Source organism: Herbaspirillum sp. Her2, from assembly GCF_057961375.1.
Map to the genome: position 1 here is coordinate 4,018,600 of NZ_CM176331.1, position 14,336 is coordinate 4,032,935.

At 63.7% G+C, this 14,336-nt stretch carries 17 protein-coding genes; 5 read left to right on the plus strand and 12 right to left on the minus strand.

All coding sequences use genetic code 11. The features are described from left to right. Nucleotides 1-129 precede the first annotated feature (129 nt). Nucleotides 130-594 carry a DUF2147 domain-containing protein gene (locus tag ACWHXP_RS18255; RefSeq protein ID WP_121042655.1) on the plus strand — a complete coding sequence of 155 codons (465 nt, stop codon included), beginning with the start codon at nt 130-132 and terminating at the stop codon, nt 592-594. 10 nt (nt 595-604) lie between these two features. Here ACWHXP_RS18255 and ACWHXP_RS18260 read toward each other — a convergent pair whose 3' ends face one another. The 4 genes from ACWHXP_RS18260 to ruvA form a co-directional block, all read right to left on the minus strand. Then, nucleotides 605-1,060 (minus strand): YaiI/YqxD family protein, encoded by a 456-nt coding sequence (locus ACWHXP_RS18260; protein WP_489635354.1) that lies wholly within the window; start codon nt 1,058-1,060, stop codon nt 605-607. Between the two features lie 19 nt (nt 1,061-1,079). Further along, nucleotides 1,080-1,922: a 2-keto-4-pentenoate hydratase gene (locus tag ACWHXP_RS18265; protein WP_199725087.1), complete on the minus strand. Its 843-nt coding sequence runs from the start codon at nt 1,920-1,922 to the stop codon at nt 1,080-1,082. A 180-nt stretch (nt 1,923-2,102) separates the two neighbouring features. Next, a complete protein-coding gene (gene ruvB / locus ACWHXP_RS18270; RefSeq protein WP_034341561.1) occupies nt 2,103-3,158 on the minus strand; it encodes a Holliday junction branch migration DNA helicase RuvB in 1,056 nt (351 codons plus the stop codon). Nucleotides 3,159-3,182: 24 nt separating this feature from the next. Continuing rightward, nucleotides 3,183-3,761: a Holliday junction branch migration protein RuvA gene (gene ruvA, locus ACWHXP_RS18275; RefSeq protein ID WP_034341563.1), complete on the minus strand. Its 579-nt coding sequence runs from the start codon at nt 3,759-3,761 to the stop codon at nt 3,183-3,185. A gap of 112 nt (nt 3,762-3,873) precedes the next feature. Here ruvA and ACWHXP_RS18280 point away from each other — a divergent pair, with 112 nt between their 5' ends. After that, nucleotides 3,874-4,815, plus strand: a complete 942-nt coding sequence (locus ACWHXP_RS18280) for a DUF808 domain-containing protein (RefSeq protein WP_489635353.1) — start codon at nt 3,874-3,876, stop codon at nt 4,813-4,815. Here the strand turns inward: ACWHXP_RS18280 and ruvC are convergent. Genes ruvC through ACWHXP_RS18305 form a run of 5 tightly spaced genes read right to left on the minus strand, consistent with a single transcriptional unit; the run spans nt 4,812 to nt 8,788 of the window. Next, a complete protein-coding gene (gene ruvC, locus ACWHXP_RS18285; protein ID WP_034341567.1) occupies nt 4,812-5,354 on the minus strand; it encodes a crossover junction endodeoxyribonuclease RuvC in 543 nt (180 codons plus the stop codon). The two genes, ACWHXP_RS18280 and ruvC, sit on opposite strands and share 4 nt — an antisense overlap. Before the next feature lie 10 nt (nt 5,355-5,364). Continuing rightward, nucleotides 5,365-6,855 carry an FAD-binding domain-containing protein gene (locus ACWHXP_RS18290; protein ID WP_489635352.1) on the minus strand — a complete coding sequence of 497 codons (1,491 nt, stop codon included), beginning with the start codon at nt 6,853-6,855 and terminating at the stop codon, nt 5,365-5,367. Nucleotide 6,856: 1 nt separating this feature from the next. After that, nucleotides 6,857-7,279 carry a thiol-disulfide oxidoreductase DCC family protein gene (locus ACWHXP_RS18295; RefSeq protein WP_489635351.1) on the minus strand — a complete coding sequence of 141 codons (423 nt, stop codon included), beginning with the start codon at nt 7,277-7,279 and terminating at the stop codon, nt 6,857-6,859. Beyond that, the gene (locus ACWHXP_RS18300; RefSeq protein WP_489635350.1) at nt 7,266-8,600 is read right to left on the minus strand and encodes an FAD-binding domain-containing protein; all 1,335 of its coding nucleotides are present in this window, start codon (nt 8,598-8,600) and stop codon (nt 7,266-7,268) included. The genes ACWHXP_RS18295 and ACWHXP_RS18300 overlap by 14 nt, the downstream gene beginning before the upstream one ends. Before the next feature lie 11 nt (nt 8,601-8,611). Continuing rightward, complete coding sequence (locus ACWHXP_RS18305; protein ID WP_084320263.1) at nt 8,612-8,788, minus strand: DUF2256 domain-containing protein; 177 nt, start codon at nt 8,786-8,788, stop codon at nt 8,612-8,614. 96 nt (nt 8,789-8,884) lie between these two features. On the opposite strand from ACWHXP_RS18305, the gene ACWHXP_RS18310 reads away from it, so the two are divergent. The 3 genes from ACWHXP_RS18310 to ACWHXP_RS18320 all read left to right on the plus strand — a co-directional run bounded on the left by ACWHXP_RS18310 (nt 8,885) and on the right by ACWHXP_RS18320 (nt 10,889). Beyond that, nucleotides 8,885-9,904, plus strand: a complete 1,020-nt coding sequence (locus tag ACWHXP_RS18310; protein WP_084320261.1) for a MerR family transcriptional regulator — start codon at nt 8,885-8,887, stop codon at nt 9,902-9,904. A gap of 155 nt (nt 9,905-10,059) precedes the next feature. Next, entirely contained in the window at nt 10,060-10,494 is a 435-nt protein-coding gene (locus ACWHXP_RS18315; protein ID WP_489635349.1) for an STM2901 family protein, read from the plus strand. Continuing rightward, nucleotides 10,491-10,889, plus strand: a complete 399-nt coding sequence (locus ACWHXP_RS18320; RefSeq protein ID WP_489635348.1) for a DUF1493 family protein — start codon at nt 10,491-10,493, stop codon at nt 10,887-10,889. Before ACWHXP_RS18315 ends, ACWHXP_RS18320 begins: the two co-directional genes overlap by 4 nt. Before the next feature lie 104 nt (nt 10,890-10,993). On the opposite strand, the gene purH is transcribed toward ACWHXP_RS18320, so the two are convergent. The 3 genes from purH to dusB all read right to left on the minus strand — a co-directional run bounded on the left by purH (nt 10,994) and on the right by dusB (nt 14,120). Beyond that, a complete protein-coding gene (gene purH / locus ACWHXP_RS18325; RefSeq protein ID WP_489635347.1) occupies nt 10,994-12,565 on the minus strand; it encodes a bifunctional phosphoribosylaminoimidazolecarboxamide formyltransferase/IMP cyclohydrolase in 1,572 nt (523 codons plus the stop codon). Between the two features lie 108 nt (nt 12,566-12,673). Continuing rightward, on the minus strand, nt 12,674-12,907 hold the full coding sequence (locus ACWHXP_RS18330) for a Fis family transcriptional regulator (protein ID WP_006463627.1): 234 nt from the start codon (nt 12,905-12,907) through the stop codon (nt 12,674-12,676). A 193-nt stretch (nt 12,908-13,100) separates the two neighbouring features. Beyond that, nucleotides 13,101-14,120 carry a tRNA dihydrouridine synthase DusB gene (gene dusB, locus ACWHXP_RS18335; RefSeq protein ID WP_329801473.1) on the minus strand — a complete coding sequence of 340 codons (1,020 nt, stop codon included), beginning with the start codon at nt 14,118-14,120 and terminating at the stop codon, nt 13,101-13,103. Nucleotides 14,121-14,336: the final 216 nt, after the last annotated feature.

Here is a 14,336-nt window from a genome sequence, read left to right on the forward strand (position 1 = left end):
TCGTCCCTCAAGGGACGGCGGCTTTTGTTTTTTCTGCTTGCCTTGCGGCGCGGGCTTGTCTAGACTGGATCGAAAAAATTAGAACAATCGTGCTTTTTATGGCATTCGACTCGATAACAGGAGATCAGCATGAACCGTATTTCCTCCCCTTCCCGCCTGGCCACGCTGTCGCTGCTGGCTGCTACTTTGCTGGCCAGTGCTGCCGCCTGGGCCGATGGCTCGCCGGTGGGCTTGTGGAAGAGCATCGATGACGCCACCGGCAAGCCCAAGGCGCTCATCCGCATCAGCGAAAACAATGGCGAACTGAGCGGCAAGATCGAGAAGCTGTTCCGTGCGCCGGAAGAAGACCAGAACCCGGTCTGCCAGAAGTGTGAAGGCGAGCTCAAGGACAAGCCGGTCATCGGCATGACCATCCTGTCGGGCCTGAAGAAGGACGGCGAAGAATACAACGGTGGCCAGATCATCGATCCGGCCAATGGCAAGGTCTACAAGAGCAAGCTGACGGTGGTCGATGAGGGGCAAAAACTCAATGTGCGCGGTTATGTCGGCATGCCCATGCTGGGCCGCACCCAAACCTGGCTGCGGGAGCAGTAACGCCGACGCGTCAGGCCAGACGTGAAGCGTTGAGCACGTAACGGTCCAGCTCGCGGGCGAAGGCGCGGCCGTCGCTGGCGCTGAAGGCGGCCGGGCCGCCGGTCTCGACGCCGCTGCTGCGCAGCTCTTCCATGAAATTGCGGGTGCTGAGGTGATGGCCGATGTTCTGCGCCGTATAGAGCTCGCCGCGCGGATTGAGCGCCAGCGCGCCCTTGGCCACCACGTCGGCGGCCAGCGGGATGTCGGCGGTGATGACCAGGTCGCCGGGTTCACACTGGCGGGCGATTTCCTTGTCGGCCACGTCGAAGCCGGCCGGCACCACCATGGATTTGATGTAACGCGAAGGCGGTGTGCGCAAGGGGCGGTTGGCCACCAGCGTCACGATGATGGTGGTGCGGTCGGCCACCCGGAACAGCATGTCCTTGATGACACCCGGACAGGCATCGGCATCCACCCAGATCGCCATCAGTGCGCGTTCGCCTGCGTCAGACGAAGGACACGGTCAGGCCCGGCAGGGTCACGCCCGAGAAGGCCGTGGTCCAGGTCTGGCCGGGTTCGATGGGACAGGCGTCGGTCCACGTCCCGGTGCTGATGATCTCGCCGGCCTGCAGCTGGCGGAAGCGGGTCTGCTTCTGCAGCAGCTGGTGCAGGTGCCACAGGGCGTGCAGGGGGCTGTCCATCTCGTCATTGCAGAAGCCGGCGGCACGCAGCACGCTGGACGACTCCGTGTTGCAGGACAGAGAGACGCTGGCGCTGGCCAGGATCTGCGGCAGGTGGTGTTTGGTCGCCGAAGACAGCACGTGCGGCTCGCCCACGATCAGGGTGCCATGCAACCCGAAGGCGGCAATTGAATCGGCTACCGTGAATTCCCAGTTGGGGAAGGGACAGACCACGATTTCGAAGCCATGCGCCATCCACTCCAGGCAATCGGCCAGTTCCAGCAGCGATGCGCCGGGGGCCGGGGTCTTGCCGAGCTTGAAGACGATCTCCGGCTCGATGCGCGGCTGCACCGCACCGGTGAGCGATTGCGCGCCGTGATTGTCTTCGGCGAAGCGCACCGTGGCATCGTACATCGGTGCCCAGGTCGGAATCCGCGCTTCATCGATGATGCCGTAGCGCTCCCAGTTCTTGCGCACCACAAAGCCGATCTTGCGGCCGATAGGCTGCTCGCCCTGGGCAACGCGGATATTGCGGATGTTGTGGGCGATTTCGTAGGCGTCTTCGACCGACAGCGGCTCGGACTCGGAAATGCGCGGGATGATGCGGGACTGAGCGCGGGCATCCAGCAACTGATGCGCGTAGCGGAGGGCTTGGCTCGACATTAGCATGGAGGGCTCACATCGAAAGATAGTGAATAGCTATCCATTGTCGATGACGATTAATTTTTGCACAAGCAAAAACTCGCTTTTATACGAGATCTGACAAAAAATTCATCAGATTGACCTGCTCCGCGTCATGCTGTTTTTCAGTGGCTGCAACAGTCCTGTCCAACTTGAGAATGGCAGAGCTCATGCGCCCCAGAGTTCACCGTTCGGACCGGTTTGCGGCGCAGTCACGCCGAAATGCTGATAGGCCAGCCCCGTGGCGATGCGCCCGCGCGGGGTGCGCTGCAGGTAGCCTTGCTGGATCAGGTAGGGCTCCAGCACGTCTTCGATGGTGTCGCGTTCTTCACCGATGGCCGCCGCCAGGTTGTCCAGCCCGACCGGCCCACCGCCGAACTTGAAGAGCACGGCCTCCAGCAGCTTGCGGTCCATCAGGTCGAAGCCGACCGGGTCCACGTCCAGCATCACCAGAGCGGCATCGGCCATCTCGCGGGTGATGCGCCCCTCCCCCTTGACCTCGGCATAGTCGCGCACGCGGCGCAGCAGGCGGTTGGCGATACGCGGGGTACCACGGCTGCGGCGGGCGATTTCCAGCGCGCCTTCCTCGACAATGGGGGCATTGAGCAAGCCGGCGCTGCGCGTGACGATGCGGGCCAGCTCTGGCGGGGTATAGAACTCCAGCCGGGCGACGATGCCGAAGCGGTCGCGCAGCGGATTGGTCAGCATGCCGGCGCGGGTGGTGGCGCCCACCAGCGTGAAAGGCTGCAGGTCCAGCCGCACCGAACGGGCGGCCGGGCCTTCGCCAATCATGATGTCGATCTGATAATCCTCCAGTGCCGGGTAGAGGATTTCCTCCACCACCGGCGACATGCGGTGGATCTCGTCGATGAAGAGCACGTCATTGGCTTCGAGATTGGTCAGCAGCGCGGCGAGGTCGCCCGCGCGCTCCAGCACGGGGCCCGAGGTCTGGCGCAGGTTCACGCCCATCTCGCGGGCGATGATGTGGGCCATGGTGGTCTTGCCCAGGCCGGGCGGGCCGAACAGCAAGGTGTGGTCGAGCGGCTCGCCACGCTTGCGGGCGGCCGAAATGAAGATTTCGAGCTGGGCGCGCACCTTTTCCTGGCCGACGTATTCGTCCAGCTGCTTGGGCCGCAGGGCGCGCTCGATGGCTTCCTCGTTGGCCGAGGCCGGGGTGGCGGAGATGATGCGCTGTTCGGAGAAATCGTCGGTCTGGATGCTCATGCTCTAATCCTTGTCTGGCCGGGCTCAGCCCTTGGAGAGCGCCTTCAGGGCCAGCTTGATGCCGTCCGAGACGCTGCTGTCCTTGGGCACCTGCTTCATGGCCAGGGTCGCTTCCTTGTCCGAATAGCCCAGCGCCAGCAGGGCATTGAGGATGTCGGCCGAGGCGTCGCTGTGGACCACGCCGGCCACCGCGCCAAGATCGGCACCGAGCTTGCCCTTCAGTTCCAGCAGCAGGCGTTCGGCGGTCTTCTTGCCGATGCCGGGCACGCGGGTCAGGCGCCCGGCTTCCTGCAGGGTCACGGCCTGGGCCAGGTCGGCCACCGACATGCCGGAGAGGATGGACAAGGCCGTGCGCGCCCCCACGCCGGAAATCTTGATGAGCTCCTTGAACGTATTGCGTTCTTCGGCGGTCCCAAACCCGAACAGGATGTGCGCATCCTCGCGGATGGCCAGATGGGTCAGCAGCGTGACCTTCTCGCCCAGGCCCGGCAGGTTGTAGTAGGTGCTCATGGGCACGGCCACTTCATAACCGACGCCCTGGCAGTCAACCAGCAGGTTCGGGGGGATTTTTTCTAGAAGAATTCCGGAGAGGCGACCGATCATGGCGTCAGGGATGTGCGTGGGAGGCAGCTTCTGTGATAATCCCGCGATGATACAGCACTGTTCGGATAAACAGTATCCAAGCCACCCTCAGAGATGAAGACAAAGGAAAAACATGGCCGGTAGCGCCTTCTTCGCATTGATTGACGACATCGCCACCGTGCTCGATGACGTTTCCCTGATGACCAAGGTGGCCGCCAAGAAGACGGCCGGCGTGCTGGGCGACGACCTGGCCCTCAATGCCCAGCAGGTCGCGGGCGTACGCGCCGAGCGGGAATTGCCTGTGGTCTGGGCGGTCGCCAAGGGTTCGTTGAAGAACAAGGCCATCCTGGTACCGGCGGCGCTGGCCATCAGTGCCTTCATCCCCTGGGCGGTGACGCCGCTGCTGATGCTGGGGGGCGCTTTCCTCTGCTTTGAGGGCTTCGAGAAACTGGCCCACAAGTATCTTCCGCACGATGACGAACATCATGAAGTCGCCGCCAAGGCGGCGGAGGACGTCGATCCGCTGGTCTACGAGCAGGAAAAGATCAAGGATGCCGTGCGCACCGACTTCATCCTCTCGGCCGAGATCATCGCCATCACCCTGGGTACCGTTGCCGGTGCGCCGCTGCAGCAGCAGATCACGGTACTGGTCGGCATCGCACTGATCATGACGGCGGGCGTGTATGGGCTGGTGGCCGGGATCGTCAAGCTCGATGACGGCGGCCGCTACCTGGTGCAGCATGCGGGCGCAAGCGCCTGGGGACGCTTCAAGGCCGGTATCGGCCGGGCAGTCCTGGCGGCCGCACCGAAGATGATGCGCAGCCTGTCGGTGATCGGGACGATTGCCATGTTCATGGTCGGCGGCGGCATCCTGACCCACGGCCTGCCTTTCGCGCATCACGCCATCGAGGTGGCGGCGCAAGCGGTGGAGGCTATCGCGGTCGTCGGACCGATCCTCGGGGCGATCACCCCGGCGGTCTTGAATGCCCTCTTCGGCGTGGTCGCAGGGGCAGTGGTGCTGGTGGTGGTGAAGCTGGCGCAGCGCGTGCTGTCGCTCTTCAAGAAAAAGCACTAACCGACCAGACGCCCGCCACGCATGCGGATGCCCTTGCGCGCCAGCGCCGGGGCCAGCGCGCCGAGGTCGGACAAGACCCCTCCCCCATGCGCATGGCAGATCGCCACGCCCAGCGCATCGGCGGCGTCGGTGCCCGGCAGGCCGGGCAGCTTCAGCAGCCGCGCCACCATCTCCTGCACCTGCGCCTTCTGGGCGCGTCCATGGCCGGCCACAGCTTGCTTGACCTGCAAGGCCGTGTATTCGGCTACCGCCAGGTCGGCGGCCACCAGCGCGCAAATGGCCGCGCCGCGCGCCTGTCCCAGCAGCAGGGTGGATTGTGGATTGACGTTGACGAACACTTTTTCGATGGCCGCGCAGTCCGGTGCATAGGACTTCACCACTTCGCCGACGCTGGCCAGGATCACCTTCAGGCGTGAAGGCAGGTCGCCATCCGGCGTCTTGATGGTGCCGGAAGCGATATAGGAAAGCGTGTTGCCCTGCTTGTGGATGACCCCGAAACCGGTGGTGCGCAAGCCAGGGTCGATACCGAGGATTTTCATGCCCGCCAGTCTAACCGATCAGGCGGGCAACCCGTGTCAGAACAAGACGCCCTGCCCCGGATCCGCGGTTTTCTGGCGCGGGCGGCGCTGGGTGGTCGAGGGCAGGCCACTCTTGCGCGAGCCGTGCTTGTCCTGGATGGCATCGGCTTCCGCGCGCGCTACTGCTGCTGCGCTGGCCGTAGAGGGCATCCTTGGCCTGCTTGAGCGCCGTCTTCTCGTCCACGATGGGATCGGGATAAGCCGCCGTACCGACTTCCGGCACCCAGCGCCGCACGTACTCGCCCAGCGGATCATGATCGCGCGCCTGCTTGGACGGCGAATAGATGCGCAGGGTGTTGATGCCGGTGGTGCCGGATTGCATCTGCATCTGGCTCCAGTGGATGCCCGGTTCGAAATCCAGGAACTGCCGCGCCAAAAACAGCCCCGGCGCTCGCCAGTGCAGCCACAGGTGATAGGCGGCAAAGCTGACCAGCATGGCGCGCATGCGGAAGTTGAGCCAGCCGGTGGCGCACAGCTGGCGCATGCAGGCATCGATCATGGGATAGCCGGTACGGCCTTCGCACCAGGCATCGAAACGCGCCTGCGCCTCCGCACCCCACGGACCGCCATCGCCCGGACGCAAGCCATCCAGCGAACGCGCCACATTGCGCCATTCGATATCGGGCTGGTCTTCCAGCTTCTGCATGAAGTGGCAATGCCAGCGCAGGCGACTGGAGAATCCGCGCAGGCCATACGCCAGCTCGCGGTCAGCCGTGTGTTCGATGGCCAGCTCGGTAGCCTGGTGCACGCTGCGCATGGAAATGGTACCGAAGGCCAGATGCGCGCTGAGCCGGCTGCAGGCGTCGGGTGCGGTCAACGGACTGGACATGCCGCGCCGGTATTCGCGCCCGCCGCCACCGAGGAAGGCGCGCAGCGTATCCCACGCTGCCGCCTCGCCGGCGGGCGGTTGCAGGCGCACCTCGGGCAAACCCAGTGCGGTCAATGTGGGCAGCTTGTCGGGCTGCATCCCTTGCGGCGCACGGAAGCCGACAGGATTGGCAATCTGCACCGCCTCCATGCGCTGCACCCAGCGCGCGGCCCAGCCATCGCGGCTGCGCAGGCGGCGCACCACGCCGGTTTGAGGAAACTCCTGCCACTGCACGCCCTGGATGCGGCTCCAGCGGTTCACCGAAATATCGCGCGCATAGCTCCAGGCCGGGCCGGTTTCTTCGTGGCTGAAGAGATGGGTCACGCCCCATTCGCGACGCAGGGATTCCAATACCTGCACTGCCTCACCAATGCGCAGAAGCAAAGGCAGGCCGCGTTGCTTCAATTCGATCTGCAAGGGGACGAGGGAACGCAACAGGAAATCCACGTGACGCGGATCGCATTCAAAACTCTGCAGCCATGCAGGCTCGATGATGAACACCGCAAACGCACGCTCACACCGCGCCGCCTCAGCCAGCGCCACGTGATCGCGCAAGCGCAGGTCGCGCTTGAACCAGACCAGGCCGACGCTCATGTCAGCCTCGGTCCTGGCGACGTTCGAGCCGCACCACCAGCCGTTGCACGGCCGGACGCACGCGCAGGAAGCCGCGATAGCTGCGCTCCATCAGCCACAGCATGCCGGGCAGACGCGCCAGCCGGGCCAGCCAGCGCCATCCCGGCAAGGTGGCCCACAACTGCACGAAGGCCTCGGCACCGCTGAAGACCACGCCATCAGCGCGACGCACATGGAAGCGCGCCAGCAACTGCTCGCGCGTCATGCCCGCAGGAAGCTCTGTGGCGGGCACATCCGGGCGGCTGATATCGCAAAAGCGCAGCGGGGCATCCTCCGCGCCGCGCTGGTACACGCCGATCTCGCGCCGGCACAGCGGACAGGCACCGTCATACAGCACGGTAATCTCTTCCTGTGGCGGACGAGGGTCAGGGTCAGGCTCCGCCATCGCGCCGCTCCTTGCGCTCGGTGCGCGCCAACAGCTCGGCGGCGCTCTGCAGGCCTTGCGTGCTGCGCCGCCACCATTGGGTGAACAGGTCGCTGGGCTTGTCGACCACCGGGAACAGTTCCGGTGCCGCTACGCATTGTGCCCACAGCGGCAACCAGGGGGCCAGATGCGGATCGGCCACACAACGCACGCTGCGGGCAGTCTTGAGGGCACGGCCGACGGTGGCTGCGTCGCCGTGCCAGCACAGCGAGGTCAGCTCGCACATGCGCGCACCGACGAACTCCCAACGGCGCTGGTCCCACGGCCAGAGCAGATGGAAGTCAGACAGATACAGTCCCACCACTATGGTGTCAGCCGGCAGATCGGCGGGCAACTCGCCCAGGCTCCACGGATGGACCAGCCAGACATCGCGTCCGGCCACGGCTTGCGCCTCCGGGGTCAAACTGCCCAAATGTTCAGGTGGCACTGGCAGCAGGGTCGGCTCCTTGCAGCGTTCCCGCGCGCGCTGGGCGGGTTCGGCGGCTACCGGGTCGGGATTGAGGGCGATTTCGCCCAACACTTCATATGAGGTGTCTACCACCGTGCCTGGGCTGTGCCACTCGGCCGGGGCGTACTTGGCCACGTTCTCGGCATTGAACAGATAAGGCTTGTGGCTGCCGGTCCCGGCCACCCACTGCCAGCTCAGATGATTGCTGGCCAGGTCGCCATCCAGCAGATGGCCGACCATCCAGTCCGCCCCCGCACGCCAATGCACCTTGCGCAGATGCACCACATAGCTGGCCAGCCACATGCGCGCGTGGTTGTGCAGGGTGCCGGTGGCATACAGGGTGCGCACGGCCTGGTCGATCACCGGCAGGCCGGTGGCAGCTTCGCGGATATCGGCCGGCAGTTCGCGCGCATAGGCCGACTCCGGCAGCGGGCCGGCGTGCAGCGAATCGAAGATGCGCGCCCCGCGCCTGGCCCACACGTAGCGATAGAAGGCACGCCAGCCCAGCTCATAGACGAACTTGTGCTGCACATCCAGCGCCTGGCGGCTGCACACGCCCGCCAGCACCTCGCGCAGGCTGACGAAACCGTGCGTGAGATAGGGCGACAAGCCGGTCACCGCCCCATCGAGGCTGTTGCGGGTGCGGGCATAGGCGCCGGGACGCACGGCGGCAATGCGCTCGCGCGCGGCGGCCAGGGTCGGCAGCAGGGGCAGCAGCGCCAGCGGTCGCGGCGTGGGGACCGCTGCGACGGCAGCAGAGGTGGCGGGTGCAGCGGGTGCGTCTTCCGGGGAAGGGGACTCCAGCACCAGGTCGAATTGATGTTTGCGATACATGGCTCGACTCCTCAAAGGCCAGGGTGGGCGCGCTTGCGGCGGCAGGCTTCGGAACAGTATTTGACCTCGTCCCAGTTCTTGGCCCAGGCGCGCCGCCAGGTCATGGGCAGGCCGCACACGGCGCAGGGCTTGCTGGGCAAGTGCGCCTTGTTGCCGCGATGTCCGGTGACTTGGCTTTTCTGTTTCATGACTCCGGATTGTACTGAATAAATGCGTCACACTTGACTCATGACGCCAAATTAGCGTCTATAATCTGTGTCAAATATGATTCACCGGAGCCCATCATGAGCCTTGCGCAATCGACCTCTTCCCCTGCCCTTGCGGCCGACAAACCTGCTGGCGAAGCCTTGCGCCGCACTGGCGCGGTGGCGCGCATGCTGCGCATGCCGGTGGCCACGCTGCGGGTGTGGGAGCGCCGCTATGCGCTGACCCAGGGCCAGCTCTCACCGAGCGGCCAGCGCCTGTATTCGGAAGCCGATGTGCGGCGCTTGGCGCTGATCCGGCAGTTGACCGAACTGGGCCACGCCATCGGCAGCCTGGCCGGACTGGATATGGATCAGCTGCAGCAGGTGGCGGCCACCCACGCGGAACTGCACGCAGCCCGCCCGACGCCACCGGAAGCGGTGCAGGGGCAATGGCGGCTGGCGGTGATCGGCTCCACCCTGGCGCAGCGCCTGGACAAACCCGGCCTGCTGCAGCGCCTGGGGCGTCCGCTGCAGTTGCTGGGTCCGTTCGAGAGCATCGAACAGGCGGCCATGGCCTTGAAGCGGGAAGAAGTGGATGCCCTGCTGCTGCACGAGCCGCAGTTGCACGCCGGCTGGCTGGGCGCGCTGGAGAGTTCGGCACCCGCGCTGAGCGGGCTGCCGATGGCGGTGCTGTATGGATTTGCCAGCGAAGCCGTGTGCGAGACGCTGGCGGCGGTGGGCATCAGCCTGCTGCGTGCGCCGCAGCCCGATGTGGTGATCCTGCAATGGCTGCGCGGCCTGGCGGCACTGTCGTCACCGGCGCGCGATGAAGAGGCAGGCGACAAGGCGCTGCCGCCGCGCCGCTGGGATGACAATGAATTGATCGCCTTTGCCAACCAGTCCACCACGGTGGCCTGCGAGTGCCCCCGTCACGTGGCGGAATTGCTGATGCAGCTGTCGCAGTTCGAGCGCTACAGCGCGCAATGCGCCAACCGCAACGTGGCTGACGCACAATTGCATCAATACCTGCAGCAGCTGACCTCGGAATCGCGGCAGCGGTTTGAAGCGGCCTTGACGCGCATTGCCATCCACGAAGGAATGATCAGCGAGAACAGCTAAAGCCGGCTTGACGCCCTGATGATTGCGTCTATGGCACCACCACAATGCAGCACCAAAGTGCATTTCTTCTTTCCGAACCTCGGCAATTCGGAGTTGTCTGAACGGCTTGTCACAGCTCCCCGTTGTTTCTTGATTCATCCGAGATAGGAAAAATAATGACTAACAAATATCGCTATGGAATTCATGAAAACCTCTCCCCAAATGAATTACTTTTCTACATTTTTGTCGACGAGACCTGCAAAGAACTTGGTGTAGACGATATTGGCGCGGCAGCTGCCATCGTCGCTGGTGAAAACATTATTCCCACACGCGCCAAGCCCAGGGGAGCGACGAAGGGTACGTCAGTTGCGTCCATATTGTCTCGAAGATACCTGAACTACGATCTGAAGAAACGCATCTTACCAACGGTGACACGAGAAAGCATCAAGCGCCTCCAAATCCTCATGACCAGAAACATCGGTGCTTTTGTGGGACGAGCTGTCCCGGTTGTTGGATGGGTCTTCATGGCTTACAACGTTGCAGCGATCAGCGTTCGAGCTGTGGCGAACTACAACCGTCGCGTCGACCCTGTCGATAGAGTTCTGTCATGAACACTCTGACATGGGACTCCTTTGAAGCTTGGGTCCGACAGCGACATGGCACCAGCGATCAAATGCACTTGGTGAGAACCACCACGCTGACCGGAGACATGCACCTCACCGGCGATGAAGCTGCTGACTTCATTGATCGCTACTTCGCGGCGTTTTCCATCGATCCTGGGGACTATAGTTTCGACCGATATTTCCTCGGCGAGGGATTCAATCTCATCGAGGTGATCCACATGGCTTTGTCCAAGAAAAAGCGGGCCAAGTACGAGCGGACCCCGCTGACCTTGGGGATGCTCTACCAGGCGGCATTGGATGGGAAATGGAATTGTGCTCGGCTCGAAGCACTTGGAACAGATCCAGAATACGACACACCGCCGGATGCCGGTCAATCGGGATAAGAGCCACCGGCAGGTCCATGCGCAGCCTTGCTGCTGCAAGAGTGTGCACCACGAAAAACGCCCGGCATGCAGCCGGGCGTTTTTGTTGCAGCAAACACTGACGATCAGTGACGGAAGTGACGCGTCCCCGTCAGCAGCATGACGACATCGCGCTCATTGGCCGCATCGATGACTTCCTGGTCGCGCATGGAGCCACCCGGGTGGATGACGCAGGTGGCACCGGCATCGACCACCACATCCAGGCCATCGCGGAACGGGAAGAAGGCATCCGACGCCACGGCCGAACCGGCCAGGGTCAGGCCGGCATTCTGCGCCTTGATGGAGGCGATGCGCGCAGAATCGATACGGCTCATCTGGCCGGCACCGACGCCCAAGGTCATGCCATTGCCGCAGAACACGATGGCATTGGACTTGACGAACTTGGCCACGCGCCAGGCGAACATCAGGTCCTGCAATTGCTGCTGGGTAGGCTGCTTCTTGCTGACCACCTTCACATCGGCCAGCAGCACGTTCTTGGCGTCCGGCGACTGCACCAGCAGGCCACCGCCGACGCGCTTGAAGTCGTAGCCATTCAGACCGGTGCCCAGCGGGATTTCCAGCAGGCGCACGTTCTGCTTGGCAGCGAAGATCTGCTTGGCTTCGGCGCTGAAGGACGGGGCAATCAGCACTTCCAGGAATTGCTTGGCCACAGCTTCGGCCGCTGCCGCGTCCACTTCGCGGTTGAAGGCGATGATGCCGCCGAAGGCCGAGGTCGGGTCGGTCTGCAGGGCCTTGCTGTAGGCTTCCAGCGGGTGGGCACCGATGGCCACGCCGCAGGGATTGGCGTGCTTGATGATGACGCAGGCCGCTTCCGTGGCCGGATCGAAGCTCTTGACGCATTCCCAGGCAGCATCGGCATCGGCGATATTGTTGAAGGACAGTTCCTTGCCCTGCAGCTGGGTGTAGTTGGCCAGCGCGCCATCGACCTTCTTGATGTCGCGGTAGAAGGCAGCGCTCTGGTGCGGGTTCTCGCCGTAGCGCATGTCCTGGACCTTCTCGAAGTGCAGGTTCAGGGTCGCGGGATAGGCGCTGCGGGTGCTGTGCTGCTTGTCTTCACCGAGGGCAGTGAAGTAATTGGTGATGGCGCCATCGTATTGCGCGGTGTGGGCGAAGACCTTCTTGGCCAGCGCGAAGCGCTTTTCGTAGGCCAGGTCGCCACCGGACTTCAGCTCGGCCAGCACGCCTTCATAATCGGTGGGATCGCAGATGACGATCACGTCCTTGTGGTTCTTGGCCGAGGAACGCAGCATGGCCGGGCCGCCGATGTCGATATTTTCGATCGCATCTTCCAGCGAGCACTCATCCTTGGCCACGGTCTGCTGGAACGGATACAGGTTCACCACCACCATGTCGATGGTGGGGATGCCGTGCTGTTCCAGCGCAGCCACGTGCTCGGGGAAATCGCGACGGGCCAGGATGCCGCCATGGACCTTGGGATGCAGCGTCTTCACGCGGCCATCCAGCATTTCCGGGAAACCGGTGTAGTCGGCCACTTCGGTGACCGGCACGCCATTGTCGGCCAGCAGCTTGGCGGTGCCGCCGGTGGACAGGATGTTGACGCCCATGGCGGACAGTGCGCGCGCGAAGTCGAGCACGCCTGCCTTGTCGGATACGGAAATGAGTGCTTGTTTGATCATGGTAGGCAAGACTGGTAAGGAAAAGGAAACCTGAAAAACCGTGGAAGGAAGCTGCACCCGCGCACCCTCCCGGCGCCCGCCCTGGCGCGCCGGCAAGGCCGCTGGCGGCTACAGCAGGCCGTGCTGCTGCAGCTTCTTGCGCAGCGTGTTGCGGTTGATGCCGAGGATCTCGGCGGCCTGGGACTGGTTGCCCTCGGCGCGCGCCATCACGGTCTCGAAGACCGGTTTTTCGACCGTGGCCAGCACCATGTCGTAGACATTGGTCGGTAGCTGTTCACCCAGATCCCGGAAATATTTTTCCAGGCTCTTCTTGACGACATCCTCAATACTTTCTTTGCTCATTGCTCTGCTGCTTCTGTTCTTGTCGGTGTCACCCCGCAAACCTGAATGCGCCGTTTTCCCGCGGGCGCGATGGTGCGTGGCGATGCCGTGTTGTTGATCAATTGCGCCCGCTGTTGCTGCTTGCGCCAGCGCATCCGATACCCTTGTTGTCCTGTCGTGCTGTCCTGCCGTCCTGCCGTCCTGCAGTGTTGCTTCAGGCGGCCAGGGCTACCTCGTCGGCCAGTCCGTATTGCAGGCGATCGCCATGCACGGCCTGCTCGGCAAAGAACTGCCGCACCGCCTGCAACTGCTGGCCGCAGTCTTCGATGCGGTTCATGCTGCGGCGGAAGGTCTCGCCGCCCGGCAGGTCGCGCACATACCAGCCGATATGCTTGCGTGCCGTGCGCACGCCCAGGTAGTCGCCATAAAAAGCGTAGTGGGCTTGCAGGTGCTCATCCATGAGGTGCGCCACCTCGGTCACCAGCGGTGCCGGCAGGTGCTCGCCGGTGCGCAGGAAGTGATCGATCTCGCGGAAGATCCAGGGCCGTCCCTGGGCGGCACGGCCGACCATGACGGCATCGGCCCCGGTCAGGCGCAGGACTTCGCGCGCCTTCTCGGGCGTGGTGATGTCGCCATTGGCCACCACCGGGATCTTCACGGCGGCCTTCACGGCGGCGATGGTCTCGTACTCGGCTTCACCGCTGTAACCGTCGGCGCGGGTGCGGCCGTGCAGGGTCAGCATGGCGATACCGGCGGCCTCGGCGCGGGCGGCAATCTTGAGGGCGTTCTTGTTGGCGCGGTTCCAGCCGGTGCGGAATTTCAGGGTCACCGGCACATCCACCGCAGAGACCACCGCGTCCAGGATGCGCGCCACCAGTTCCTCGTCCTGCAGCAGGGCCGAACCGCACCAGCTGTTGCAGACCTTCTTGACCGGGCAGCCCATGTTGATGTCGATGATCTGCGCCCCGCGCTCGACGTTGTACTTCGCGCAATCGGCCAGCATGACGGGATCGGCCCCGGCGATCTGCACCGCCTTGGGTTCCATCTCGCCATCGTGGTTGATGCGGCGCGAGGTCTTCTCGCTGTGCCACAGGCGCGGATCGGACGCGGCCATTTCCGAGACGGCATAGCCCGCCCCCAGCTGCTTGCACAGCTGGCGGAACGGACGGTCGGTCACACCCGCCATGGGGGCGACGAACACGTTGTTGCGCAGGGAATAGGGCCCAATGTTCACGACGTGGATAGGGGGAGATACGGGGAAGGGCGCTATTTTAGCGCGATTGCCTGCCTCGCCCAACAAGAATCGGGCGCGGTTACATCTTTGGGGCTGATTATTTATTGGGCAGCGGAGATTGTTGGAGAAATGCCAATATCAAATATCACTGCACAGGAAAAACGGCAGGCCAAATGCCTTCCTGCCACCCTGCTGATTACCTCAAGGCAATGAATG